23 protein-coding genes and 1 pseudogene are annotated in these 24,957 nt (G+C 74.0%); 12 read left to right on the top strand and 12 right to left on the bottom strand.

Annotated elements, in window-relative coordinates:
• The first annotated feature begins 31 nt into the window (after positions 1-31).
• Positions 32-1,309 carry a nitrate/nitrite transporter gene (locus GXB85_RS03790; protein ID WP_370523991.1) on the top strand — a complete coding sequence of 426 codons (1,278 nt, stop codon included), beginning with the start codon at positions 32-34 and terminating at the stop codon, positions 1,307-1,309.
• Here GXB85_RS03790 and GXB85_RS03785 read toward each other — a convergent pair.
• On the bottom strand, positions 1,278-2,570 hold the full coding sequence (locus GXB85_RS03785) for an APC family permease (protein WP_161916315.1): 1,293 nt from the start codon (positions 2,568-2,570) through the stop codon (positions 1,278-1,280). The two genes, GXB85_RS03790 and GXB85_RS03785, sit on opposite strands and share 32 nt — an antisense overlap.
• 149 nt (positions 2,571-2,719) lie before the next feature.
• Here GXB85_RS03785 and GXB85_RS03780 point away from each other — a divergent pair, with 149 nt between their 5' ends.
• From GXB85_RS03780 to GXB85_RS03770, 3 genes are all read left to right on the top strand, one after another.
• Positions 2,720-3,382 carry a hypothetical protein gene (locus GXB85_RS03780; protein ID WP_161916314.1) on the top strand — a complete coding sequence of 221 codons (663 nt, stop codon included), beginning with the start codon at positions 2,720-2,722 and terminating at the stop codon, positions 3,380-3,382.
• A 154-nt stretch (positions 3,383-3,536) separates the two neighbouring features.
• Positions 3,537-4,058: a copper chaperone PCu(A)C gene (locus tag GXB85_RS03775; protein ID WP_161916313.1), complete on the top strand. Its 522-nt coding sequence runs from the start codon at positions 3,537-3,539 to the stop codon at positions 4,056-4,058.
• The gene (locus GXB85_RS03770) at positions 4,058-5,299 is read left to right on the top strand and encodes a Dyp-type peroxidase (protein ID WP_161916312.1); all 1,242 of its coding nucleotides are present in this window, start codon (positions 4,058-4,060) and stop codon (positions 5,297-5,299) included. Before GXB85_RS03775 ends, GXB85_RS03770 begins: the two co-directional genes overlap by 1 nt.
• A 16-nt stretch (positions 5,300-5,315) precedes the next feature.
• Here the strand turns inward: GXB85_RS03770 and GXB85_RS03765 are convergent, their stop codons facing one another.
• Positions 5,316-6,365 (bottom strand): NAD(P)-dependent alcohol dehydrogenase, encoded by a 1,050-nt coding sequence (locus GXB85_RS03765; RefSeq protein WP_202627542.1) that lies wholly within the window; start codon positions 6,363-6,365, stop codon positions 5,316-5,318.
• Between the two features lie 170 nt (positions 6,366-6,535).
• On the opposite strand from GXB85_RS03765, the gene GXB85_RS03760 reads away from it, so the two are divergent.
• The 3 genes from GXB85_RS03760 to GXB85_RS03750 all read left to right on the top strand — a co-directional run bounded on the left by GXB85_RS03760 (position 6,536) and on the right by GXB85_RS03750 (position 8,137).
• Positions 6,536-7,228 carry a TetR/AcrR family transcriptional regulator C-terminal domain-containing protein gene (locus GXB85_RS03760; protein ID WP_370523990.1) on the top strand — a complete coding sequence of 231 codons (693 nt, stop codon included), beginning with the start codon at positions 6,536-6,538 and terminating at the stop codon, positions 7,226-7,228.
• Between the two features lie 43 nt (positions 7,229-7,271).
• On the top strand, positions 7,272-7,658 hold the full coding sequence (locus GXB85_RS03755) for a hypothetical protein (RefSeq protein WP_161916311.1): 387 nt from the start codon (positions 7,272-7,274) through the stop codon (positions 7,656-7,658).
• A 95-nt stretch (positions 7,659-7,753) separates the two neighbouring features.
• Positions 7,754-8,137: a hypothetical protein gene (locus GXB85_RS03750; RefSeq protein WP_161916310.1), complete on the top strand. Its 384-nt coding sequence runs from the start codon at positions 7,754-7,756 to the stop codon at positions 8,135-8,137.
• Between the two features lie 100 nt (positions 8,138-8,237).
• Here the strand turns inward: GXB85_RS03750 and glnA are convergent, their stop codons facing one another.
• The gene (gene glnA / locus GXB85_RS03745) at positions 8,238-9,662 is read right to left on the bottom strand and encodes a type I glutamate--ammonia ligase (protein WP_161916309.1); all 1,425 of its coding nucleotides are present in this window, start codon (positions 9,660-9,662) and stop codon (positions 8,238-8,240) included.
• A gap of 183 nt (positions 9,663-9,845) precedes the next feature.
• Here glnA and GXB85_RS03740 point away from each other — a divergent pair, with 183 nt between their 5' ends.
• The gene (locus GXB85_RS03740) at positions 9,846-10,376 is read left to right on the top strand and encodes an RDD family protein (RefSeq protein WP_161916308.1); all 531 of its coding nucleotides are present in this window, start codon (positions 9,846-9,848) and stop codon (positions 10,374-10,376) included.
• A gap of 83 nt (positions 10,377-10,459) precedes the next feature.
• Here the strand turns inward: GXB85_RS03740 and GXB85_RS18730 are convergent.
• From GXB85_RS18730 to GXB85_RS03715, 5 genes and pseudogenes are all read right to left on the bottom strand, one after another.
• Positions 10,460-10,789, bottom strand: a pseudogene (locus GXB85_RS18730) (class I SAM-dependent methyltransferase); the annotation flags it as partial.
• Positions 10,789-11,514: a DUF4191 domain-containing protein gene (locus GXB85_RS03730; RefSeq protein WP_161916307.1), complete on the bottom strand. Its 726-nt coding sequence runs from the start codon at positions 11,512-11,514 to the stop codon at positions 10,789-10,791. The pseudogene GXB85_RS18730 and the gene GXB85_RS03730, both read right to left, overlap by 1 nt.
• A 76-nt stretch (positions 11,515-11,590) precedes the next feature.
• Positions 11,591-12,592 (bottom strand): lipoyl synthase, encoded by a 1,002-nt coding sequence (gene lipA / locus GXB85_RS03725; protein WP_161916306.1) that lies wholly within the window; start codon positions 12,590-12,592, stop codon positions 11,591-11,593.
• A gap of 4 nt (positions 12,593-12,596) precedes the next feature.
• Positions 12,597-13,274, bottom strand: coding sequence for a lipoyl(octanoyl) transferase LipB (gene lipB / locus GXB85_RS03720; protein ID WP_161916305.1), 678 nt, complete (start codon positions 13,272-13,274; stop codon positions 12,597-12,599).
• Between the two features lie 61 nt (positions 13,275-13,335).
• Positions 13,336-13,899: a MarR family winged helix-turn-helix transcriptional regulator gene (locus GXB85_RS03715; protein ID WP_370523989.1), complete on the bottom strand. Its 564-nt coding sequence runs from the start codon at positions 13,897-13,899 to the stop codon at positions 13,336-13,338.
• A 73-nt stretch (positions 13,900-13,972) separates the two neighbouring features.
• On the opposite strand from GXB85_RS03715, the gene GXB85_RS03710 reads away from it, so the two are divergent.
• From GXB85_RS03710 to GXB85_RS03700, 3 genes are all read left to right on the top strand, one after another.
• Complete coding sequence (locus GXB85_RS03710) at positions 13,973-16,195, top strand: MMPL family transporter (RefSeq protein ID WP_161916303.1); 2,223 nt, start codon at positions 13,973-13,975, stop codon at positions 16,193-16,195.
• Positions 16,171-17,217, top strand: a complete 1,047-nt coding sequence (locus GXB85_RS03705; protein WP_161916302.1) for a Gfo/Idh/MocA family protein — start codon at positions 16,171-16,173, stop codon at positions 17,215-17,217. Before GXB85_RS03710 ends, GXB85_RS03705 begins: the two co-directional genes overlap by 25 nt.
• A 109-nt stretch (positions 17,218-17,326) precedes the next feature.
• Entirely contained in the window at positions 17,327-18,607 is a 1,281-nt protein-coding gene (locus tag GXB85_RS03700) for a hypothetical protein (protein ID WP_161916301.1), read from the top strand.
• A gap of 50 nt (positions 18,608-18,657) precedes the next feature.
• Here GXB85_RS03700 and GXB85_RS03695 read toward each other — a convergent pair whose 3' ends face one another.
• From GXB85_RS03695 to lpdA, 3 genes are all read right to left on the bottom strand, one after another.
• Positions 18,658-19,554, bottom strand: coding sequence for a TIGR01777 family oxidoreductase (locus GXB85_RS03695; RefSeq protein WP_161916300.1), 897 nt, complete (start codon positions 19,552-19,554; stop codon positions 18,658-18,660).
• A gap of 100 nt (positions 19,555-19,654) precedes the next feature.
• Positions 19,655-21,520: a 2-oxoglutarate dehydrogenase, E2 component, dihydrolipoamide succinyltransferase gene (sucB, locus tag GXB85_RS03690; protein ID WP_161916299.1), complete on the bottom strand. Its 1,866-nt coding sequence runs from the start codon at positions 21,518-21,520 to the stop codon at positions 19,655-19,657.
• A gap of 24 nt (positions 21,521-21,544) precedes the next feature.
• Positions 21,545-22,927, bottom strand: coding sequence for a dihydrolipoyl dehydrogenase (lpdA, locus tag GXB85_RS03685; protein WP_161916298.1), 1,383 nt, complete (start codon positions 22,925-22,927; stop codon positions 21,545-21,547).
• A 126-nt stretch (positions 22,928-23,053) separates the two neighbouring features.
• Here lpdA and GXB85_RS03680 point away from each other — a divergent pair, with 126 nt between their 5' ends.
• Positions 23,054-23,377: an oxidoreductase gene (locus GXB85_RS03680; protein WP_161916297.1), complete on the top strand. Its 324-nt coding sequence runs from the start codon at positions 23,054-23,056 to the stop codon at positions 23,375-23,377.
• A gap of 99 nt (positions 23,378-23,476) precedes the next feature.
• Here GXB85_RS03680 and GXB85_RS03675 read toward each other — a convergent pair whose 3' ends face one another.
• Positions 23,477-24,946, bottom strand: coding sequence for a leucyl aminopeptidase (locus GXB85_RS03675; protein ID WP_161916296.1), 1,470 nt, complete (start codon positions 24,944-24,946; stop codon positions 23,477-23,479).
• Between the last annotated feature and the right edge of the window lie 11 nt (positions 24,947-24,957).

Here is a 24,957-nt window from a genome sequence, read left to right as displayed (position 1 = left end):
CACCGAGCGCGGGCCCCGCACGCGCGTCCTCGTGCTGTCGACCACCGGCTTCACCCTCATGTTCGCCGTGTGGCTGATGTTCGGCGTGCTCGGCATCCCGATCCGTGACGAGCTCGGTCTCACCGACGTCGAGCTCTCGTGGCTCTCGGCGACCGCGATCCTCAACGGCGCACTGTGGCGGCTGCCCGCCGGGGTGCTGGCCGACAGGTGGGGCGGGCGTCGCGTCTTCGTGCTCATGCTGCTCGCGACGGCCGTGCCCACGTTCCTCGTCTCCCAGGTCACCACGTACGGCATGCTGCTGGTGGTCGCGTTCTTCGCGGGCTTCGCCGGCAACGCCTTCAGCGTGGGCATCGCGTGGAACTCGGCCTGGTTCCCGCGCGAGCGGCAGGGGTTCGCCCTCGGGGTCTTCGGTGCCGGGAACGTGGGGGCCTCGGTCACCAAGCTCGTGGGCCCGGCGCTCATCGCCGCCGTGCCGTCGCTCACGATCCTCGGCCTGAGCTTCGACGGCTGGCGGTTCGTCCCGCTCATGTACGCGGTGCTGCTCGTGCTGATGGCGGTCGCGATGCTGCTGCTCACGCCGCGTCACGATCGCCGACCGGGCCGTGACCGCACCCTCGCGTCGATGCTCGCGCCGCTGCGCAGCGTGCGGATCTGGCGGTTCAGCCTGTACTACGTGGTCGTCTTCGGTGCCTACGTCGCCCTCGCGGCGTGGCTGCCCAAGTACTACGTCGACGTGTTCGACGTGCCGCTGCACGAGGCCGCGCTGCTCACCGCCCTGTTCATCTTCCCCGCGAGCCTGCTGCGTCCCGTGGGCGGCGCGCTCTCGGACCGGTTCGGCGCGCGACGCGTGCTCTACGCCACGTTCGCCGTGATGCTCGTCGCGACCGGGGTGCTGATGATGCCGTACGGCCACATCGTGCTCACGGTGCCCGAGCAGTACGAGCCCGACGGCGTGCGCGAGGTGCTCCCGTACGAGCTCGGGATCTGGGCCTTCACCGCACTGGTCTTCGTGGTGGGCGTCGCGATGGGCGTCGGCAAGGCCGCGGTGTTCAAGCACATCCCGGAGTACTTCCCGGCCGACGTCGGCGCGGTGGGCGGGCTCGTCGGCACGCTCGGTGCGCTGGGCGGGTTCGTGCTCCCGCCGATGTTCGCCTACCTCCAGCAGTGGACGGGCCTGCCGCAGAGCACGTTCTTCCTGCTGTTCGCGCTCACCCTGGTGAGTGCGATCTGGATGCACGTCACGGTGCACCGCATGCTGCACCGTGCGACGCCCGAGCTCAGCCAGGCGATCGAGGAGCCGCGGGCCTGACGCGCACGCGCCACGCGCGGCCCGCCACGCCGGCCGCCAGCACCGCCGCGCCCACGAGCACCGCGACGGCGGGCAGCGTCGCGACCAGGACGACGCACCCGACGGCCCCGACCACCTGCCACGCGCGGTGCGTGCTGCGGTGCGGGTCGCGCTGCGTGCCCGCCGCGAGGTTCGCGACGAGGTAGTAGACGAGCACGCCGAACGACGAGAACCCGAGGGCACCGCGCAGGTCGACCGTGAGCACGAGCACGCCGACGACGGCGGCCAGGGCGAGGTCCGCGTGGTGCGGCACGTGGTGGCGCGGGTGCACCGCGGCGAACCACGCGGGCAGGTCGCCCTCGCGGGCCATCGCGAGGCTCGTGCGACCGATCCCGGCGAGCAGGGCCAGAAGCGCACCGAGCGAGGCGGCGGCCGCGCCCACCCGCACGACGGGCGCCGCGGTGTGCCAGGTCCCGGACGTGACCAGCTCCTCGAGCGGAGCCGCGGAGGTCGCCAGGGCCTCGGTGCCGAGCACCGCGAGCACGGTCGTCGCGACTACCGCGTAGAGCGCGACGGTCACGCCCAGGGCGATCCGGATCGCACGCGGGATGGTGCGCGCCGGGTCGCGCACCTCCTCCCCGAGGGTCGCGAGCCGCGCGTACCCGGCGAACGCGAAGAACAGCAGACCTGCGGACTGCAGCACGCCGTACCAGCCGCCCGGGTCGCCGTCGGCCACGAGCGGTGGCAGGCCCGGGTCGGCGGCACCCGCCCAGCCCGCGACCAGCGTGACTGCGAGGGAGAGCAGCACGACCACGACGATCACGCGGGTGAGCCGCGCGGTGCGCGTGATGCCGCGGTAGCTGACGGCGGTCAGGGCGAGCACGGCGCCCAGGGCGACGGGACGTTCCCAGCCCGGGGGAGCGGCGTACGCCGCGAAGGTCAGGGCCATGGCCGCGCAGCTCGCCGTCTTGCCGATCACGAAGCCCCAGCCGGCCACGAACCCCCACCACGGGCCCAGGCGCTCGCGGCCGTAGACGTAGGTGCCGCCCGAGGTCGGGTACTGCGCGGCGAGCTGCGCCGAGGCGACGGCGTTCGCGTACGCGACCACGGCGGCGACCGCGAGGCCCACGAGCAGCCAGCTGCCCGCTGCGCGCGCGGCGGGGGCGAAGGCCGCGAACACGCCCGCCCCGATCATCGATCCGAGCCCGAGCGCCACGGCGTCGGTGGTGCCGAGCCTGCGGGCGAGGGTCCCGGACGGCCGCTGCGGGGCCGGCGACGTCATGCGCCCATCATGCCCGGGCCGCAGATGGGCGGGCGGCGACGCCCGGCGCGCGGACGGGCGTGCGCGGGCGCGCGGCGACGGACGGCGGTGCGGACGGTGGCGAGGGTGGCGGAGCGGGCCCGACGGCGTCGCTGGGTACAGTCGGGGGTATGGGTGCGGGTGGGGTCGACGGGCGTGCCCGCGACCGCGCGCCCGCGGTGCTGCTGGCCCGCGCGACCGCGGCCGCGGGTCTGACCACGAGCGTCTCGCTCGTCGCGCACCTGCTCGCCGGTGGTGCGATGCCCGGCCCGCTCGGCGTCGGCGTGCCCCTGCTGCTCGCGACGAGCGCCGGCGTGGTGCTCGCCCGCGTCCGTCACGACGTGCTGAGGCTCGTCGCGACCGTGGGTGCCGGCCAGCTGCTCTTCCACCTGCTCTTCACGCTCGGCGCCGCCTCCGGGGCGCCAGCGGCTGCACACGGGCACGGGCACGCCCACGGACACGGCACCCTCGCGGTGACCGTGCCGGCACCGGTCGAGGCCGTGGGCCACGCGGCGCACACGTCGGGCACGATGGCGCTCGCCCACCTGGCGGCCATGGTCGTGACGGTGCTCGCCCTGCGTCGCGGTGAGCAGGCGTGCGCACGGCTGCGGGCGCTGGCCGCCCGCACGGTGCGCCTGCTCGTGCGCGCCGTCGGCCGGGTGCCCGTGCGTCCTCGTCCCGTGGTCATGACGGCGCCCGTCGAGCGCCCGTGGCTGCCCTCGGCGTCCCTGCTCCTCGCGCGCTGCGCCGATCGTCGGGGCCCGCCCGCGCTGGTCGCCGCCCGTCACGCCTGACCCGCGCCCGGCGCGGGTCCCACCCCACCGCACCCGGTGGGCCCGGTCGCGCTGCGACCGCCCGCCGCGTCGCCGTACGCCCCGCCCTCCGGGGTGCCTGCGCGCGCCGTCGTCGGCGTCCCCTTCGCGCTTCAGAACTGGATCGAGACCACTCATGCACGCACGAACCTCCCTGACCGCCGTCGTCCTGGCGACGCTCGCGCTCGCGGGCTGCACCGCGAGCGGCGCCGCGCCCGACGCGGGCACCCCGACCCCCGTCCCCGCCGCCCGGGCCGTCACCCTCGAGGACGGCTGGGTCAAGGCCACCGACTCCGGCATGACCGGCGCGTTCGGCCGGCTCGCGAACGCCGGAGACGCCGACGCCGCCATCGCCCACGTGGCGACGCCCGCGGCCGGCCGCGTCGAGCTCCACGAGACCGTCGAGGACGACCAGGGCCAGATGGTGATGCGCCAGAAGGAGGGCGGCTTCACGGTGCCGGCCGGTGGCGGCCTGGACCTCGAGCCCGGTGGCGACCACCTCATGCTCATGGAGCTCGCCGGCGGGATCGCCCCGGGGGACGAGGTGACGCTGACGATCACGTTCGCCGACGACTCGACCCTCGAGGTCACCGTCCCGGCCAAGGAGTTCGCCGGTGCGGACGAGAGCTACGCGCCCGGGCACGGGGAGGACGGGTAGTGGCCCGGTCCGCACGCGACGCCGCCGCGCACGGCCTCAGCCGGCGGCAGGTGCTGCTGGGCGGCGCGCTCGCGGGAGCGGGGGCCGTGACCGCGCTCGGGGTCGAGCGGGCGGTGGGCACCGCGCCCGAGGTCGGCTCCCCGCGTCCCGGGCCGGGTGCGGTGCCGCTCGCCGACAGCGTGATCCCGTTCCACGGCCCGCACCAGGCGGGCATCGCGACCCCTGCGCAGGCCCACGCGACCCTCGTGGCGCTCGACCTGGGGCCCGCGACCGACGCGCCCGCGCTGCGTCGGATGATGCGGCTGCTGACGGACGACGCGGCGCGCCTCACGCAGGGCGAGGCGGCGCTCGCGGACACCGAGCCCGAGCTCGCCGCGGTGCCCGCGGCGCTGACGGTGACGTTCGGCTTCGGGCCGGAGCTGGTGCGGCGTGCCGTGCCCGACGGCGTGGTGCGACCCACGTGGGTGCGGCCGTTGCCCGCCTTCGCCGTCGACAGGCTCGAGGACGCGTGGAGCGGTGGCGACCTGCTGCTCCAGGTGGGCGCCGAGGACCCGCTGACCGTCGCGCACGCGCTGCGGATGCTGCTCAAGGACGCGCGGGCGTTCGCGACGGTGCGGTGGAGCCAGCGGGGCTTCCGGCGTGCCCACGGGTCGGAGCCCGCGGGCACCACGATGCGCAACCTCTTCGGACAGGTGGATGGCACGGCGAACCCGGTGCCGGGCACGCCCGACTTCGACGAGGTGGTGTGGGCGCGCGACGGCTGGCTCGCGGGCGGCACCGGGATGGTCGTGCGCCGCATCGCGATGGACCTGGACGGCTGGGACCGCCTCGACCGCGGCGGTCGGGAGATGGCCGTCGGCAGGAGGCTCGCGGACGGGGCGCCGCTCACCGGTGCGCGCGAGCGTGACGAGCCGGACCTCGACGCGACCGGTCCGCTCGGGCTCCCCGTGATCCCCGAGCACGCGCACCTGCGGCGCGCGCGCTCGGCGGACCGGCGCGAGCGCATCTTCCGCCGCGCCTACAACTACGACGACGCCCCGCCCGGCGGGACGGTGTCGGGCTCGGGTCAGCTCTTCGTCGCGTTCCAGGCCGACGTCGACGCGCAGCTCGTGCCGATCCAGCGCAGGCTCGCCGAGCTCGACCTGCTCAACCAGTGGACGACGCCCGTCGGCTCGGCGGTGTTCGCGGTCCCGCCCGGGTGCGCGCCCGGCGGGTACGTGGGGGAGACGCTGCTCGGGTGACCTGTGCGGGACGGCGTCAGGCGGCGCCGTCCCGCACCCGCAGCACCACCGTGCCGCGCTTGCGGCCCGTGTCGACGTAGCGGTGCGCCTCGACGACCTCCTCGAGCGGGTAGGTGCGGTCGACCACCGGCCGGATCGCGCCGTCGTCCGCGAGGCGCATGAGCAGGGCGAGGTCGTCGGCGCTCGCGCCCAGATCGCCCGCGACCACGCGGATCCCGGTGCCCAGGCGCTGGAACGGCGCGGCGAGCAGCCCGCCCAGGCTTCCCACCACCACGAGCAGCGCGCCGCCCCGCCGCAGCACGCGCCGAGCGCGACGGAAGGGTGCGTTGCCCACGCACTCGAGCACGGCGTCGTACGTCTCACCCCGGGTGGTGAAGTCCTCGACCTCGTAGTCCACGACGTCGTCCGCGCCCACGCTCCGGACGAGCTCGAGGTTGCGCCCGCTGCAGACCCCGGTGACGTGCGCGCCGAGGTGCTTCGCGAGCTGGACGGCCATGACGCCGACGGCTCCCGAGGCTCCGTTGACGAGCACCCGCGAACCGGGGCCCACGCCACCGCGCCGCAGGAAGGGCAGGGCCGTCTGGCCGCCGAAGACGAGCGCGACGGCGTCCTCGAAGGACATGCCGTCGGGGACGCGCGTGACGGCGCCGTCGGCCCGGAGCCGCGCGTACTGCGCGTGCCCGCCGAACAGCGCGCCCGTCGCGGCGACCACGCGGTCCCCGGGGCGGAAGGCCGTGACACCCGCGCCCACCTCCTCGACCACGCCAGCGGCCTCCATGCCGAGCACGGGGCGGCGCGGCGTGCGGAACCCGAGGAGGAACGGGCCCACGAGGCCGAAGCCGGCGGGCAGGTCGCGTGAGCGCATGCGGTGGTCCGCGACGCTCACGTCGCTCGCGTGGACGGCGATCAGCAGCTCGCCCGCCTGCGGCCGCGGCCGCGGTACCGACTCGACGCGCACGGCGTCCGGGCCGCCGAAACGGTGCGCGACGGCGGCGCGCATCGTGGGGGTGGAGGCGCCGGGGCGGGAGTCGCGTGCCTGGGGCTTGCGGGTGCTCGATGCGCTCATGGTCGGTTCCCCTCTCGTACAGCGGCCGCTGCGGGTGGCCTTACGGCGTAAGACTTACCTCGTAAGGTAGAGCCGTGCCGCGGCTGAGGTCAACGGTCCGCAGCAGGAGCGGTGCGCCACGCACCGACGACGGCGCGACGAGATGAGAGGCTGAAGGAGTGGATGAGGCCGTGACCAGCACCGCGACGCGGAGGCGCACCCCGCTGAGCCGTGAGCGGGTGCTGCGGCGTGCCGTCGAGGTCGCCGACCAGCACGGGGTCGAGGCGCTCACCATGCGTCGCCTCGCGGAGGAGCTGGGCGTCGAGGCGATGTCGCTCTACCACCACGTGCGCGGCAAGGGCGGGATCCTCGACGGCGCCGTCGAGGTGGTGCTCGACGAGATGCTCGACGCCGTCCTGGCCCTCGGCGAGCCCGACCTGCCCGAGCCCCGCGCGTGGCAGCCGGCCGTCCGTGCGCGGCTGCTCGCGGCCCGCACGGTCATGCTGCGCCATCCGTGGGCCCCCCAGGTCATGGAGGCGCGCAACGTCATGACCCTCTCGGCGGCCAGGCACGTCGACGGCGTGGTCGCGCTCATGCGAGCGGGCGGCTTCACGTGGGACCTGGTGCACCACGCGCTGCACGCGCTCGGCAGCCGGATCCACGGGTTCACGCAGGAGCTGGGCGAGCCCGAGGGCGGCGACGAGGAGACCGCGGGGATGCTCGCGCAGATCGCGCCCCAGATCCCGAACCTGGTCGCGATGCTCTCCGAGGTCGCGCACGACGACCCGGGCTCGACGCTCGGCTGGTGCGACGACCAGACCGAGTTCGAGTTCGGCCTCGACCTGGTGCTCGACGGCCTCGAGCGCCTCGCGCGCAGAGGCTGAGCGGCCCGCACGCATCGCCCGGCTGCGCCGCTAGGGTCCGATCGTGCACACGATCGCGGCCGTGGTCTTCGTCGTCGTCCTCGCCGGGCTGGTCGTCTTCCAGCTCGCCCTGGCCTCCGGGCGGCCCTGGGGCCGCTTCGCCTGGGGCGGGCGGCACGAGGGCGTGCTCCCGCGCGGCCTCCGTGTCGCCAGCGCGGTGTCCGTGCTGGTCTACGCGCTGCTCGGCGTGGTGGTGCTCGACCGCGCGGGCCTGGTCGACGTGCTGCCCGACGGCGCGTCGCGCGTCGCCGCGTGGGTGGTCGCGGGCTACCTCGGTCTGGGGGTGCTCATGAACCTTGCCTCACGGAGCCGTTCGGAGCGCGCGGTCATGACGCCCGTGGCCGCGGTGCTGTGCGGGGCGGCCGTCCTCGTGGCTCTCGGTCCCGCCTGAACCGGTCCAGGACCACCCGTTCGGGTGATCAGCGTCACACAGGTTCGTGTCGATGCAGGAAGGGACGTTAGTCCTGCACCGACGAAGGAGCGGCCATGTCAGACCTCACGGGCGGCGCACGTCCCGTCGCCCTGACCTCCGCCTTCAGCCGGCCGGCCGCGCAGGCGCCGGCAGCCCCCACGGGCGGACTCACTGCTGCCGAGCTGCGCGCGGCACTCGCGGCGCTCCCGATGCAGAACCTGCGCCGTGGCTACCGGACCGAGGCCGTCGAGCGGCTCGTCGAGCGTGTGGCACGTGAGCTCGAGCGCAGGCAGCAGGGCATGGCGCCGCTGCTGCGGGCCTCGGACGTGCACGCCGACGGCTTCGCGATGGCGCGACCGGGATACGGCGTCGACCAGACCCGCGCCCTCCTGGCCAGGGCCGCCGAGGCGCTCGGCCCGGACTCGCGTCCCCGTCCGCGCGGCGGCTTCGGTCTCTGACCCCGCACAGCAGGCGTACGAACGCCCCGGTCACCGTGAAGGTGACCGGGGCGTTCGTGGTTGCGGCGGCGGACCGTCACCGGCCCGCCGCCGCGACGGCTCAGCAGTCGAAGTAGAGCTCGAACTCGTGCGGGTGCGGGCGCAGGCGGATCGGGTCGATCTCGTTGGCGCGCTTGAAGTCGATCCACGTCTCGATGAGGTCGGGCGTGAACACGCCGCCCTCGGTGAGGTAGTCGTGGTCGGCCTCGAGCGCGTCGAGCGCCTCGCTCAGCGACGCCGGCACCTGCTGGATCGCGGCGTGCTCCTCGGGCGGCAGCTCGTAGAGGTCCTTGTCGACCGGCTCCGGCGGCTCGATCTTGTTGCGGATCCCGTCGAGGCCCGCCATGAGCATCGCGGCGAACGCGAGGTACGGGTTGGACGACGCGTCGGGCACGCGGAACTCGATGCGCTTGGCCTTGGGATTCGAGCCGGTCACCGGGATGCGGACGCACGCCGAGCGGTTGCGGGCCGAGTAGACCAGGTTGACCGGGGCCTCGAAGCCCGGGACCAGGCGGTGGTAGCTGTTGACCGTCGGGTTGGTGAAGGCCAGCAGCGACGGCGCGTGCTTGAGCAGGCCGCCGATGTACCAGCGCGCGGTGTCCGACAGGCCGCCGTAGCCCTTCTCGTCGTAGAAGAGGGGCGCGCCGTCCTTCCAGAGCGACTGGTGGCAGTGCATGCCCGAGCCGTTGTCGCCGAACAGGGGCTTCGGCATGAACGTCACGGTGCGGCCGTTGCGGTGCACCACGTTCTTGACGATGTACTTGAACTGCATGACCTTGTCGGCCGACTTCGCGAGCGTGTCGAAGCGGTAGTTGATCTCCGCCTGGCCCGCGGTGCCCACCTCGTGGTGCGAGCGCTCGACCTGCAGGCCCGCCTTGTCGAGCTCGAGGCAGATCTCGTCGCGCAGGTCGGCGAAGTGGTCGACCGGCGGGACGGGGAAGTAGCCGCCCTTGTACGGGGTCTTGTGACCGAGGTTGCCGCCGTCCTCCTTGCGGCCCGTGTTCCACGCCGCCTCGATCGAGTCGATGTGGTAGTAGCTCTCGGACTGGCTGGTGTGGAACCGGATGTCGTCGAAGATGTAGAACTCGGCCTCGGGAGCGAAGAACGCGGTGTCCGCGATGCCGGTCGACTTCAGGTAGGCCTCGGCCTTGGCCGCGATCTGGCGCGGGTCCCGGCTGTACGGCTCGTCCGTGTACGGGTCGACGATCGCCATGTTGATGACGAGCGTCTTCTCCGCGCGGAACGGGTCGAGGTACGCCGAGGAGATGTCGGCGAGCAGCTTCATGTCGGACTCGTGGATGGCCTGGAAGCCACGGATCGACGACCCGTCGAACATCTGGCCCTCGGTGAAGAAGGTCGTGTCGACCGTCGAGGCGGGGACGTTGAAGTGCTGCATCACGCCCGGCAGGTCGCAGAACCGGACGTCGACGAACTTGACGCCCTCTTCCTTGATGAAGGCCATGACGTCATCGGCGGAACTGAACATCCGGTGCTCTCCTTGGTAGGACGTGCGCTGACGTGGAGCATGCGCGGGGGCCGCGTCGGTCCGACCGTAGGCCCGGGCGGTTTCCCTGTGGTGTACCCGATGTTTCCGTCGGGTTACCTGGACCGTGCTCACCCGTGCGGCCCCGCGGCCGTGCCACGACCGAGTCGTCGTTAGGCTTCCGGCATGGCGCGACGTGAGGACCTGGGCTCCTGGCTGGAGGGTACCCCTGCAGGCGAGGGGCCCGACGGCGGTTCCGGCAGGGGGCGGCTGCGCCTGCCCGCCGCGGGCGCCGGCTCGCGCGCGGGCGTCGGTCGACGGCTCGTCGCGCTCGCCGTCGACTGGGTGCTCTCGATGCTCGTCAGCGGGGCCTTCTTCCCCGAGCCCGGGGCCGTGGTGCCCCGGGTCCTCGCGGGCGACCCGGTGGCGACGTTGCTGGTGTTCGGCGTCTCGACGCTCGTGCTCGTCATGACCCTCGGCCACACCGTCGGCCACCGTGTGATGGGGCTGCAGGTGGTCCGCGTGCGCGACCTGCCGGGGGCGGACCCCGAGGACGCCCGCGCCTTCGCCCCACCGTCGTCGTGGCCGCCCCCGGGGCCGGTGGCCGCTGCTCTGCGGACGGCGTTGCTGTGCCTGGTGATCCCGCCGGCCATCTGGGACGGTGACGGGCGGGGCATGCACGACGCAGCCGCGGGGACCGTCATCGTCCGCCGCTGAACCCACCGCGCGGGCCCGATCAGGCGGGAGCCTCCCACTCGAGCGTGTAGCGCCAGTAGAGCCGTGAGCGCCGTGAGCTCGCGGAGCCGGGAGAGCCCCGCCTCGAGCGGCACGTGGTGCAGGGTCGCGACACAGGCGACCAGGTCGAAGCGGCCAGCCTGGGGCACGGTCAGCAGGTCACCCTCGACGTACTCCGCGGGGTCCCCGGCGGCGGTGCCCGCGCGGGCGAGGTCGAGCATCTCGGCCGAGGAGTCGACGCCGGTCACGTGACCGGCGCCGGCGGCGACGAGCAACCGGACGGTGTGACCCTCGCCGCAACCCAGATCGATCGCCGTGCAGCCCGGCCGCACGGCGTCGAGGAGCACCGGGAGGTAGTGCGTGCTGTGGTTCCAGCGCGCCTCCGTCCCGGTCATCAGCGGCCGCGCATGCCCTTGCGGTCGGGGCGCACGCGGTAGGGGTCGATGCCCTTGGGCACGGGCATCCGGATGCCGCCCAGCGCCTTGAGGCGCTTCGAGACCTCGGCCGCCTCCTGCTTGGTCAGCGTCGGCTTGAGGCGCTGGACGGTGCGGCCGAGCTTCTTGAGCGGCACCTGTCCCTCGGCGTTGCCGCACTGCAGCGTGTGGATCTGGACGTTCGGCAGCACGCGCGCGACCTTCTTGCGCTCGGCCTCGAGCTGACGCTGCGCACGGTGCGGCACGCCCTCCGCGACGAGGACGACGCCCGGGCGGCCCACGCCGCGGAACACCATCTCCTGCGTGCGCGCGTCCACGGCCACGGGCTCCTCGGGGAAGTCCCAGCCGCGGCGGATGGTGCGCAGGGCTGAGAGGGCCGCGCCGGGCTGGCCCTCGATCTGGCCGTAGGCGGCCGCCTCGGCACGACGGGCGAGCACGAACAGGGCCGCGAGGAACGCGAACGGCAGGCCCAGGATGGTGAAGTAGACCGGCTGGCCCACGGCGATCCCGATCGCGACCGCGACCGCGACGATGCCCACGAACAGGCCGACCATCCACCAGGTGACGGCGGGGTCGGAGCGCCGCGTCATCTGGTAGGCCTGCCAGACCTGGTGGTACCAGCGGACCTTCTTCTGCTTCGGTGCGCCGCCGGGGGCAGCGGAGGACGATGCGGAGTCTCGGGCCATGGGCCAGGAGTCTAGTGGTCCGCCGCCGGGACCCCGACCGCCGTCGGCACCGTCGCGCGGCCGGACAGGCGGCGGTTCAGCGGGCGAGCAGGCTCGACGCCTCCTGGCGGGCCGAGCCCTCCTCGGCGAGGTGTGCGAGCCCGGCGGGGATCTGCTCACCGCGACGGCGCATCGCCTGCGCCCACAGGCGGCCAGCACGGTAGGACGAGCGCACGAGCGGGCCGGACATGACGCCCAGGAACCCGATGCGCTCGGCCTCCTCGGACAGGGCGACGAACTCCTCGGGCTTGACCCACCGGTCCACGGGGTGGTGCCGCACCGACGGGCGCAGGTACTGCGTGATGGTGAGCAGGTCGCAGCCCGCCTGGTGCAGGTCGTGCAAGGCCTCGACGGCCTCGTCGTAGGTCTCGCCCATGCCCAGGATGAGGTTGGACTTGGTGACGAGGCCCTCTTCGCGGGCGGACGTGAGCACCGAGAGAGAACGCTCGTAGCGGAACCCGGGGCGGATCTGCTTGAAGATCCGCGGGACGGTCTCGAGGTTGTGCGCGAGCACCTCGGGGCGGGACGAGAAGACCTCGTCGAGCAGCTCGGGGATCGCGTTGAAGTCGGGGATCAGCAGCTCGACGCCCGTCTCGGGGTTCATCGCGTGGATCTGGCGCACCGTCTCGGCGTAGAGCCACGCACCGCCGTCGGGCAGGTCGTCACGCGCGACGCCGGTCACGGTCGAGTAGCGCAGGCCCATGGTCCGCACGGACTCGGCCACGCGGCGCGGCTCGTCGGCGTCGAAGGCTGCAGGCTTGCCCGTGTCGATCTGGCAGAAGTCGCACCTACGCGTGCACTGGTCGCCACCGATGAGGAACGTCGCCTCGCGGTCCTCCCAGCACTCGAAGATGTTGGGACAGCCCGCCTCCTCGCAGACGGTGTGCAGGCCGCCACCGCGCACGAGCTGCTTGAGCTCGGTGTACTGCGGTCCCATCGAGGCCCTGGTCTTGATCCACTCGGGCTTCTTCTCGATCGGCGTGGCGGCGTTGCGGGCCTCGACCCGCAGCATCCGGCGTCCCTCGGGTGCGATCGTCACCCGGTCACCCTACGTCAGCCGTGGGCCGTCCACCGGTGACGCTCGCGAGGGCCGCGACCAGGTGCTCGCGCAGCAGTGGCTCGACCTCGGCGATCGCCACGCGGCGACCCGTCTCGAGGGTGAGGGACGTCACGTCCGCGTCCGTGATGCCGCACGGGACGATGTGCGCGAACGCCTCGAGCTCGGGGTCGCAGTTGAGCGCCAGCCCGTGCATCGTGACGCCGCGTGCGACACGCACGCCGATCGCCGCGACCTTGCGCTCGCGCCGGGCGCCGTCGGCGGGGAACCACACGCCGCTGCGACCCTCGACGCGCACGGCCGCGAGTCCGAGCGCACCGCAGACGTCGATCACGGCCTGCTCGAGCGTGCGCACGTACGCCACCACGTCCACCGGCTCGCGGAGCGGCACCACGGGATAGGCCACGAGCTGTCCGGGACCGTGCCACGTGATCCGCCCGCCGCGGTCGACGTCGACCACCGGGGTGCCGTCGACCGGCCGGTCCCAGCTCGCCGTGCGGCGCCCTGCCGTGTACACGCTCTCGTGCTCGACGAGCACCACCGTGCCGGGCCGCTCGCCCGCGACGACGTCGGCGTGCAGGCGGCGCTGGAGCTCCCACGCCTCGGCGTAGGGGACGTGGCGACGACCGGGGTCGAGGCTCAGGATCTCGAGCTCGGGGGCCATGTCTGCACGGTAACCCAGGCGCGACGGGCCGTCGTCACACGCCGGTCGCGGCCCGCTCGTCTCATCTCGGCTCGGCGGACGTGCCCTCGGGGACGGGATCGCCGTCCCGCGGCCGCTGCGCGAGCATCACGCCGAGGATGTCGCGCAGCGTGCGCACCTGCTCCGGGCTGAGGCCGCGGATGCTCATCTGCTCGGCCACGCGCGGGTCCCCGGCCTCGAGCAGCGTCTGCCGCCCCTCGTCGGTGAGCACCACCTCGTGGCGCCGGCGGTCCTGCTCGTGCGGACGCCGACGGATGTACCCGGTGCGCTCGAGCCGCACGAGGATCCGGCTCATGGTCTGCTCCGTCACGCCCGAGGCCTCGGCGAGCTCGCGCTGCGACCGCGGCCCTCCGCTGAGCAGGTACAGCACGGGCAGGCTCGCGTGGTTGAGGTCCCAGCGCTCGAGGTGCGCGTTCCAGTCGCGCTCGATGCGCCTGGCCACGGCCGAGACCAGGCGCCCCGTGGGCCACTGGCCAGGAGGGCGTGGTGCACCCGTGGGCACCTGCGGCTCTGGGGCCGTGGGTGCGGCGGCTCGTGCGTCGCTCCCCGTGGACGGGGTGGCGGCGCCCGGGGGAGGAGTGGGCACGCTGCGACCTTCCTGACGCCGCGGGCGGGCGTTCGAGTTGTCGAGCAGGCTAGCCGGGTCCATGATGCTCAGCATGCTGAGCAATGAGTCTTCTCGCACGTCACCCTCCCACGGACGGCGTCGCGGGTTGCTCCGCGGCCTGGTGACCTTGGGGGTCATCCTGGTCTGGTTCGCGATCGGCGGCCTGGGCGGTGCCGCCGTCGGGAGCCTGTCGGAGGTCCAGGAGAACGACGCCGCCGCGTTCCTGCCCGAGCAGGCCGAGTCGACGCGTGCGGGCGAGCTCGCACGCGAGTTCTCCGACCAGTCGACGCTGCCGGCGCTGCTCGTGGTCGAGGGCGATGGCCCTCTGGACCCCGGGCAGATCGGCGAGGTCCAGGCCTTCGCGGATCGGCTGCCGGCCCTCGAGCTCGAGGACGGCCGCACCCTGGGCGACCTCGTGGTGCAGCCGCCCGTCGCGATCCCGTCCGAGGACGGCGAGGCCGTGCTGGTCACGATCGCGCTCGACGCCGACACCGCGAACGAGCAGGTGGGCGAGGAGCGAACGGTCAACGTCGTGGTCGCCGAGCTGCGGGACGCCGCCGCCGACCTCGAGACCGACGGGCTCGAGGCGTGGGTGACCGGCCCCGCGGGCTCGATCGCCGACCTCGTCGAGGCGTTCGCGGGGATCGACGGGATCCTCCTGCTGGTCGCGCTCGGCGTGGTGTTCGTGATCCTCGTGCTGGTCTACCGCTCGCCGAGCCTGCCGTTCACCGTGCTGCTCACGTCCCTCTTCGGTCTCTCCGGGGCCGCGCTCGTGGTCTACCACCTGGCCGACGCGGGCGTCCTCGTGCTCAACGGCCAGAGCCAGGGGATCCTGTTCATCCTCGTGGTCGGTGCCGCGACCGACTACTCGCTCCTGCTCGTGGCGCGCTACCGCGAGGAGCTGCGCCGCGTGACCTCGGTCCACACCGCGATGCGGCGGGCCCTACGTGCCTCGATCGAGCCCATCGCAGCCAGCGCGGGCACCGTGATCGCGGGTCTGCTCTGCCTGCTGCTGTCCGACCTCTCGTCGAACTCGAGCCTCGGGCCGGTCGCTGCGATCGGCATCGTGGCCGCGTTCGTCGCGGCGCTCACCCTTCTCCCCGCCCTGCTGCTGGCGGGCGGTCAGCGCTTCGCGCGCCTCATCTTCTGGCCGCGTGTCCCGCGGCCGGCCGACGACGCCCCGGACACCGAGGCGCACGACGAGACGCTCGAGGAGGTCGAGGCACGCTCGGGCGTCTGGGGACGGGTCAGCCGCGGCATCGCCGCCCACCCGCGTCGCGTGTGGGTGTCGACCGCCGCGCTGCTGCTCGTCGCCGCGGCCTTCGTGCCCACCTTCCGCGCCGAGGGCACCAGCGAGAGCGACGTCTTCCTCACCCAGGTCGAGTCGGTCGCGGGCCAGGAGGCCCTCGCGCGGCACTTCGACGCCGGTCAGGTGCAGCCGATCACCGTGGTCGCGCAGGAGGGCGACCTCGACGCCGTGCTCGAGGCCGCCCTCGGCGTCGACGGCGTCGAGGACGCGGCCGCGGTGGGTGACGCACCGGCCGGCCCGCCGGGCGACGAGCCCGTCCCGCCGCGCGTCGTCGACGGTCGCGTGCTCGTCGAGGTGGTCACGGCCGCGGCCTCCGACAGCCAGGAGGCGACCGAGGTGGTGCGCGACGTGCGCACCGCGGTGCACGACGTCGCCGACGACGCCCTCGTGGGCGGGGCCGCCGCCGAGCGGCTCGACACGCAGGAGACGAGCACCCGCGACCTCACGGTGATCGTCCCGACGGTGCTCGGTGTGATCCTGCTGGTGCTGATCGGCCTGCTGCGCTCGGTGCTCGCTCCCGTCCTGCTGATGGTCGCGAACGTCCTCTCGTTCGGTGCGACCCTGGGGATCGGCGCGATCGTGTTCAACCACGTGTTCGACATGCCGGGGGCCGACGCGGTGGTCCCGCTCTACGCGTTCGTCTTCCTGGTGGCCCTGGGCATCGACTACTCGATCTTCCTCATGACCCGCGTGCGCGAGGAGTCGCTGCGGCACGGGACGCGCGAGGGCGTGCGCCGCGGGCTCGCCGTCACCGGAGGGGTCATCACGAGCGCGGGCGTGGTGCTCGCCGCGACGTTCAGCGCGCTCGCGGTGCTGCCCCTGCTCTTCCTCGCACAGCTCGCCTTCCTCGTGGCGCTCGGTGTGCTCATCGACACGCTCGTGGTGCGCACCCTGCTGGTCCCCGGTCTGGTGCACGACCTCGGTCGGGCATCCTGGTGGCCATGGGGCACACGGATCCGGGACTGACCCTGCGCGTCGGCGTCGTCGGCTACGGCGACGCCGGCTGCGGCATCCACGCACGCCTGCTGCGCGACGCCGGCCACGTCGTGACGGACGTCGTCACGCGCGATCCGGGGCGAGGCGAGGCGGCCCGGGGCGACTGGCCGGGGGTGCGCGTGCACCCCGATCTCGAGCGCCTCCTCGCGGGAGCGGAGGGGCTCGACGCCGTCGTCATCGCCTCGCCCACAGGGCGGCACGTCGAGCACGCGCTCGCGACGGTGGCGGCAGGTGTGCCGCTGGTCGTCGACAAGCCGCTCGGGCTCGACGCCCGTGGAGCCGCGCGGGTCGTCGAGGCCGCAGCGGCCGGTCGCGTCCCCCTCACGGTCTTCCAGAACCGGCGCTGGGACGCCGAGCAGCTCACGCTGCGGGCCCTGCTCGACGACGGGGCCCTCGGGTCGGTGCACCGCTTCGAACGGCGCTGGGAGCGGTGGCGCCCCCGCCCCAAGGACCGTTGGAAGGAGAACGCCGTCGGCGACGGCGGGGGCCTGCTGCTCGACCTCGGCGCGCACCTGGTGGACTCGGCCGTCCAGCTCTTCGGCCCGGTCACCACGGTGGCCGCCGAGCTGCGGGCCCTCACGACGCCGACCGAGGACGACGTCTTCCTCGCCCTCACGCACGCGACCGGCACGGTGAGCCACCTGTGGGCGGGCGGCCTCGTCGGCGCCCCCGGACCTCGCACGCGCGTGCTCGGCGACGCGGGCGCGTACCTCGTGACGAGTTTCGAGGGTGAGCCGACACCGTTCGCCGCACTCGACCCGGGCGAGGGCCACGAGGGGTTCCTGGTGCACGGCGACCGCGCAGTGCCGGTACCGCGCGCACCGGGTGGGCACGCGGACTTCTACCGCGCGCTGCGTCCCTGGCTGCACGACGGCGCCCCGGCCCCGGTGGACCCCGCCGACGCCGTGCGGACGGCCCACGTGCTCGACGCTGCGCGGCTCGCCGCGGTGGACGGGTCGCGTGTGCCGGTACCGGGCGGTCAGGTGGGCTGAGCGGCCGGACGCGAGCCGAGCCGAGGCCTGTGGACGACGCCCACGACGGCCGCGGAACTGCTGACATGGGTAGGTGCCACCCACCTCGCCCTCCCAGCCCCCTGCGGCCGTGCTCGACGCTCTGCGTGACGCCGGCCTCGAACCGTGCGGGGCCCTGCTCAGCCAGGGTGGCGGCCAGGTCTGGTGCGCCACCTCGGTCGAGGGCGTCCGCTTCCGGGCGCGGGTCGCGCCGCCGGCCGTCGCGGGCGCGGCACGCGCGCGAGCCCTGCGGCTGGCGGCCCTCGACCCGCTGACGCACCTGGCCCGGGTGGCCGCACCCGTGCCGCTGGCGGATGACGCGCTGCTTCTCCTCGAGGAGGAGGTCGAGGGCGTCTGCCTCGACCTGCTCGACGGTCCCTGGGAGCCGGGAGAGGTCACCGCCGTGCTCGTCTGCGCCGCGCAGGCGCTGGCCGCCCTGCACACGGCGGGCCTCGCGCACGGCCGGGTCCGGCTGCGGCACCTCGTGCGGCGCCCTGACGCCGCCGTGGTGCTGACGGGGCTCCTCGCCGCGGATCCTGCTCCGGGCCGCGGCCCGGAGCAGGACGCGGACGACCTGGTGCGGCTCGGGTTGAGCCTGCTCGAGGACACCGTGCCGGGGGAGGGGCGGGACAGGCTCGCGTTCGCGCTGACCGAGATGCCGCCCGGCGCGGACGTCCAGGCCATCGCCGAACGAGCCGTCCGTGCGTGCCCGGCCCGGCCGGTCCGTGCCGGTGCGCAGGCGGTGGTCGTCGACGAGCTGCGGAGGCTCGCACGGAGCCGGCGTGCGCACGGGGGCGTGCGGTCGGGCGGTCGCCTCGCGCGCCGCCCAGCGCGCGGGCGCCACCGGGCGCGGCGCACGGGCCTGCGGCCGCCCGTGGTCGTCTCGGCTGTCGGCACCCTCGGTGTGCTCTCCGTGGCCCTGGTGCTCGGCACGAGCGGAGGGTCCCCCTCGGCGTCCGCGAGGGTGGCGACGTCGTCGGGGACCGGTGCGGGCCTGGCGGTCGAACGGCTCGAGGAAGGCCCCGTGGAGGCTGCGCGGCGCCTCACGGTGCAGCGGGCCGAGGCGCTCGCGACCGGGGACGCGCCGCTGCTCGGCTCGGTCACGGTCCCGGGATCACCCGCAGCCCGGGCCGACGCCGCGGTCGCCGCGGACCTCGCGGGCGACGTCGACGCCGCGAGCCTCCGGGTCGTCGTCCACGACGTGGTGCTCCTCGAGCGCGGGGACGGTGTGGCACGCGTCGCGGTGACCGCGAGTGCGGGCGCGCGGCCGGCTGCCGACGAGGGCGCGCGCGAGGAGGCCCCGGCGCGCTCGGTGGTGCTCGTGCTGCACGAGGGGCACGCCGGCTGGCGTGTGCACGACGTGCTCGACTGAGCCGCAGCGGCCGGCTTCCACGGCGCGCAGGTGCGGAGCCCCGGATGTGGTCAGCCGTCGCGCGAGGTGACCCACGCGGCGGCACTCGCGAGGTCCGGGTGGCGGTGACGGAAGCCCGAGCGGGTCAGCACCTGGGGGAGCGCTCGCTGCGAGGCGAGGATGTCGCGTGCGAACTCCCCGAGCACCACCCGGAGCGCGAGCTGCGGGACGCGGAGCACCGCGGGGCGGTGCAGCGCCGAGGCCAGCGCCCGCACGATCTCTCCCTGCGGCGCCGGGGCAGGCGCCGTGAGGTTCACGGGGCCCTCGACCTCGGTGCCGAGGAGGTGCTCGACCGCGCGGACGTGGTCGACGAGGGTGATCCACGCCCAGTAGTTGTCGCCCGGGCCCAGGGGACCGCCCAGCCCGAGCCTGAGGAGGGGGAGCAGGCGGCCGAAGGATCCTCCCGTGCGGGACATGACGATGCCCGTGCGCAGGTGGGCCACGCGCACGCCGGCCTCGACGGCGGGTGACGTCGCTCGTTCCCACGCCTGCACCACGCCGGCGAGGAAGTCACGGCCGGGGCCCGAGTCCTCCGTCAGGACCTCGTCGCCGCGGTCGCCGTAGTAGCCCACCGCTGTGCCCTGCAGCAGCACGCGCGGACCGTCGTCGAGCTCGGCGAGGGTGCGTGCGAGCAGGGCGGTGGGGGCGGTGCGTGAGCGCAGGATCACCCGGCGGTACGCGTCGTCCCAGCGCTTGTCTCCCAGCCCCGCCCCGCCGAGGTTGACCACGGCATCCGCCCCGCGCAGCGCCTGCGCGTCGATGTGTCCTGCCGGCGGGTGCCACGTGATGTCCGTCGCCGAGCGTGCCGCGCCGCGTACCAGCCGGCGCACGTGGTGGCCGTGCGTGGTCAGGTGCTCGACGAGCGCGGAGCCCAGCAGGCCGTGGGACCCGGCGACGACGATCTGCATGGGCTCACGCTAGGGCAGGACGGGCTGGTCCGCCCCTCACGGGACGGGGCCCGGACCGCGAGTGCGGTCCGGGCCCCGTCCGGGCTGTGGTGCGCGTGGGTCAGAGACCCACCTCGGACTCGAAGTCCGCCTCCTCGATGCGCTTCTTGACCGCCATGAGGTAGCGCGAGGCGTCCGCCCCGTCCACCAGTCGGTGGTCGTAGGAGAGCGCGAGATAGCACATGTGCCGCACGGCGATGTAGTCGACGCCGTCCTCGTCGGTCGCGACCACGGGGCGCTTGACGATCGCGCCGGTGCCGAGGATCGCCGACGTGCCACCGGGCACGATCGGGGTGTCGAACAGTGCCCCGCCCGAGCCCGTGTTGGTCACGGTGAAGGTCGCACCGCTCAGCTCGTCCGGGGTGGCCTTGTTGTCGCGCGTGCGCGTCGCGAGGTCGTTGATCTTGCGTGCGATCCCCGCGAGGTTGAGGTCACCCGCGTCACGGATGACCGGCACGACGAGGCCGCGCTCGGTGTCGACCGCGATGCCCACGTTCTCCTGGCCGTGGTAGGTGATCTCCTTGCCCTCGAGCACGCCGTTGACCTTGGGGTGCGCCTTGAGCGCCTCGGTCGCGGCGAGCACGAAGAAGGGCAGGTAGGTGAGGTTGACGCCCTCGCGCGCGGCGAAGTCCTTCTTGGCGCGCGCCCGGAGCCGCGCGACCTTCGTGACGTCGACCTCGACCACCGTGGTGAGCTGGGCCATGCTGTGCAGCGCGTCGACCATGCGCTCGGCGATGATCTGGCGCAGCCGGCTCGCCTTCTCGGTGGTCCCGCGCAGCGGGGAGACCTCGGCGGCGGTGGCCGCGGGCGCCGCCGGCTTCGACGACGGTGCTGCGGAGGGCTTCTCCGCGGAGGCCGCGGCAGCGCGCTGACGCTCGGCGGCGGCCGCCGCCTCGAGCACGTCCTCCTTGCGGATCCGACCGCCCACGCCCGTGCCGGTGACGGCGGACAGGTCGACGCCCTTCTCGGCCGCGAGCTTGCGCACGAGAGGGGTCAGGTAGCCGCTCGATCCGGCCGGGGCCGTCGGCTTGTCGGACTGCGCCGACGAGGCCTGCGGCGCGGGCGCGGGCTGCTGCTCCTGTGCGGGCTGCTGCTCCTCGGCCGCCGGAGCGGGCTCCTCGACGGGCTGCTCGCGCTGGGCCGGTGCCTCGGGCACGGCCTCGGAGACCTTGGAGGCCTGCGCGGTCGACGACGTCTCGGGCTCGGACGGTGCCTCGGCGGAGTCCTCCGAGCTGCCGCCCGACGCCGCTGCCGCACCCGAACCGACGCGCGCGAGCGCGGTGCCGACCTCGACCGTCTCGTCCTCCTGCACCAGGATCTCGACGACCGTGCCCGCGACGGGCGAGGGGATCTCGGTGTCGACCTTGTCGGTCGAGACCTCGAGCAGCGGCTCGTCGACCTCGACCGAGTCGCCCACCTGCTTGAGCCAGCGGGTCACCGTGCCCTCGGTCACGCTCTCGCCGAGCGCGGGCATCGTGACGTCCTCGGTCGCGCCGCCGCCCTGGTCGCCCTGAGGCTCCTCGGCTGACGTGGTCTCCTCGGCCTTCGGCTGCTCGGGCTGGGGCTCCTCGGCGGGCGCCTCCTCGGCGACCTCGTCGGGCACCTGCGCGGCCTCCTGGTCGGTGGCGTCGTCCGCGGTGTCGGTCGCGTCGGCCTCACCACCGCCCGAGCCCTCGGCAGGCGCCTCGTCGGCGGAGCCGACGCGGGCGAGGTCGGTGCCGACCTCGACCGTCTCGTCCTCCTCGACAAGGATCTCCAGGAGCGTCCCCGCGACGGGCGAGGGGATCTCGGTGTCGACCTTGTCGGTCGAGACCTCGAGCAAGGGCTCGTCGACCTCGACCGAGTCCCCGACCTGCTTCAGCCAGCGGGTGACGGTTCCTTCGGTCACGCTCTCGCCGAGCGCTGGCATCTGCACGGAGTCAGGCATGACCTCGTGTCTCCTTCGATCGGGTCAGTTGTGGGCGTGCAACGGCTTGCCGGCGAGGGCCATGAAGGCCTCACCGAGAGCCTCGTTCTGCGTCGGGTGGGCGTGCACCAGGCCGGCGACGTCCTCCGGGTAGGCCTCCCAGTTCACGATCAGCTGGCCCTCGCCGATGAGCTCGCCGACGCGCGAGCCGATCATGTGGACCCCGACCACCGGGCCGTCCTTCTGGCGCACGAGCTTCACGAAGCCCGCCGTGCCCAGGATCTTGCTCTTGCCGTTGCCCGCGAGGTTGTACTCGAGGGTCTCGACGGCGTCCGTGCCGTACTCCTCCTTGGCCTTGGCCTCCGTGAGGCCGACCGAGGCGACCTCGGGCTCGGAGTAGGTGACGCGCGGGATGCCCGACTCGATGATCGGCGGCGGGTTGAGCCCGGCGATCTCCTCGGCGACGAACACGCCCTGCGCGAAGCCGCGGTGCGCGAGCTGCAGGCCCGGGACGATGTCGCCGACCGCGAAGACGTTGCCGACGCCCGTGCGGAGGCGCTCGTCGGTGAGGACGAACCCGCGTTCCATGCGCAGGCCCTGCTCCTCGTAGCCGAGGCCCTCGGTGCGGGGGCCCCGGCCCACGGCGACCAGCAGCAGGTCGGCGTCGATCGTGGTGCCGTTCTCGAGGGTGACGTGCACGGCGTCGTCGTCCGTGGTGGCGCCCTGGAAGCGGACCCCGGTCGAGAACTTGATGCCGCGCTTGCGGAACGCGCGCTCGAACGCCTTGCTCAGCGCCTCGTCTTCGTTGGGGACGAGGTGGGGGAGTGCCTCCACGATCGTCACGTCGACGCCGAACGACTTCCAGACGCTCGCGAACTCGGAGCCGATGACGCCGCCACCGAGCACCACGGCCGACGACGGCACGTGGTCGAGGGTCAGGGCCTGGTCGGACGTCATGATCCGACCGCCGATCTCCAGCCCGGGCAGGGAACGTGCGTAGGAGCCGGTCGCGAGCACCACGTTGCGGCCCGTGTAGCGCGTGCCGTCGACCTCGACGGTGTCCTGGGCGACGAGCTTGCCCCACCCCTCGACGTAGGTGATGCCGTGCGCCTTGACCAGCCCTTGGAGGCCCTTGTAGAGCCCGCCGATCACGCTGTCCTTGTACGTGTTGACGCCGTCCATGTCGATGCCCTCGAGCGACGCCTTCACGCCGAACTTCTCGGACTCGCGCGTGGACTCCGCGACCTCGGCCGCGTGCAGGAGGGCCTTGGTCGGGATGCACCCGTAGTGCAGGCAGGTGCCGCCGACCTTGTCGCCCTCGATCAGCGCGACGCTCAGGCCGAGCTCGGTGGCGCGCAGGGCGGTGGCGTAGCCGCCGCTCCCTCCGCCCAGGACGACGATGTCGTAGACGGTGGGGCTGTCAGCCACGATGGATCTCTCCTCGGCAGAAGGCGTTCGGGCGCTCCGCCCATCTTGTCATCACCGGCGCTCGAGCGTGAACCGGAGGGGCGGACCCAGTCATCCTATGTCTTCTCCCGCCCGTACGCTGACGCCATGGCACTCTTCCGACGCCGCAGGTCGACCCGCCCGGACGGGGAGCCCACAGGTCGCGAGGCCCGGGACGCCGTGGTCGCGCACCTGCGTGAGTTCGTCAGCACCCGCGTGGGGGTCGAGGCGTACGTCGAGCCCGTGACCAACGTCACCCAGACCACGGTCGTCCTCATCGCGACGACGGGCGAGTGGACGCGGCGACGGGTGCCGGACGCCGCCACGGCGTGGCGGGTCGCCCGTGAGCTCGGGATCCCGGTCTACGACGTGCAGCTCACGGGTTACCCGCAGCGCATGCGCGACTGGAACTCACGCCGACGGCGCCGCTGACCCCGCACGGATCAGCGGCGTCCCGCACCTCGTCGCCCCCTCGAGCTCGGACGTCGGCACCGGCTCAGCCCTCGCGCCGGCTCAGCCCTCGGTTCCGGATCAGCCCTCGAGCAGGCTCAGCAGGGTCCGGACGCCCACCCCGGTGCCGCCCACGGGCGTGTAGTCGTGCGCACCGGCCTCGTTGAACGCGGGCCCCGCGATGTCGAGGTGAGCCCACGGCGTGTCGCCCACGAACTCCTTCAGGAACAGGCCCGCCACGAGCATGCCGCCCATGCGGTCGCCGATGTTCGCGAGGTCCGCGACCTTCGAGCTGAGCGACGCGCGCAGCTCGACCGGCAGCGGCATGGGCCAGAACTGCTCACCGGCCCGTGCGGCCGCCTCGACCACCGCGGTGCGCGTGTCGTCGGTGCCCATCACGGCCGACACGCGCGGGCCGAGCGCGACCACCTGGGCGCCCGTGAGCGTCGCGATGTCGACGAGCGTGTCGGGCTTCTCCTCACGTGCGGCCACCAGGCCGTCGGCGAGCACGAGGCGCCCCTCGGCGTCGGTGTTGAGCACCTCGACCGTGGTGCCGCCGCGCTGGGTGATGACGTCGGAGGGTCGCTGGGCGGTGCCCGAGGGCATGTTCTCGGCCAGGCACAGCCAGCCCGTCACCTTGACGGGGAGCTCGAGAGCCGCCGCGGCCAGCACCGTGTGCAGCACGGCGGCGGCACCGGCCATGTCGGACTTCATGGCCTCCATGCCCTTGGCGGGCTTGATGGACAGGCCGCCCGAGTCGAACGTGATGCCCTTGCCGACGAGGGCGACCGAACGCTTGGCGCGCGCGGGCGACCAGGAGACGCGGACGAGGCGCGGCGGGCGGGACGACCCCTGCCCCACGGCCACGAGACCGCCGTAGCCGCCGTCGGCCAGGGCCTTCTCGTCGAGCACGGACACCTTGACCTTGGTGCCCTTGGCCGCGGCCTTGGCACGGTCGGCGAAGGCTGCGGGGAACAGGTCGATGGGCGCGGTGTTCACGAGGTCCCGCGTCCCGTGCACGGCCGCGGCGACCACCTCGGCGCGCTCGGCGGCACGCTTCGCGGCCGCCTCACGGGCGCGCGGCGTGATGAGCTCGACGCGCTCGACCGGGCCGCGCTCGGCCGCGTGGTAGCGCGTGAACGCGTAGGCGCCGAGCAGTGCGCCCTCGGCGACCGCCCCCACCTGCTCGGCCGTCTCGGCCGGCAGCAGCAGGCCGACGCCGCGCACGCCCGCGAGCTGACGCGTCGCGGCCCCCGCCGCACGGCGCAGGGTCTCGGGGTCGAGGCCGTCGCGGCCCGGCGCGGCACCCACGCCCACGAGGGCGACGACAGGGGCCTTGAGCTCGCCGCCCGAGGGGATCCGCGTCAGCGTCCCCGCCTCGCCGGTGACGCCCAGGGCGCTCGCACTCGCCGTGACGGTGAGACGCAGGCCTGCCGGCAGGGCGCCCGCGTCGAGCAGCTCGGGTCCCGACGGTGCGGAGCCCACGCCGATCACGAGGACGTCGACGTCGAGGCGGGCAGGTTCGGCGGAGGTCAGCTTGAGGGTGGTCACCGGTCGATGCT

This window comes from Cellulomonas sp. APG4 (genome assembly GCF_009996735.1).
Taxonomy (GTDB): domain Bacteria; phylum Actinomycetota; class Actinomycetes; order Actinomycetales; family Cellulomonadaceae; genus Actinotalea.
Note: the sequence above shows the minus strand (reverse complement) of the source record. Positions and strands in the feature narration are given on the sequence as shown.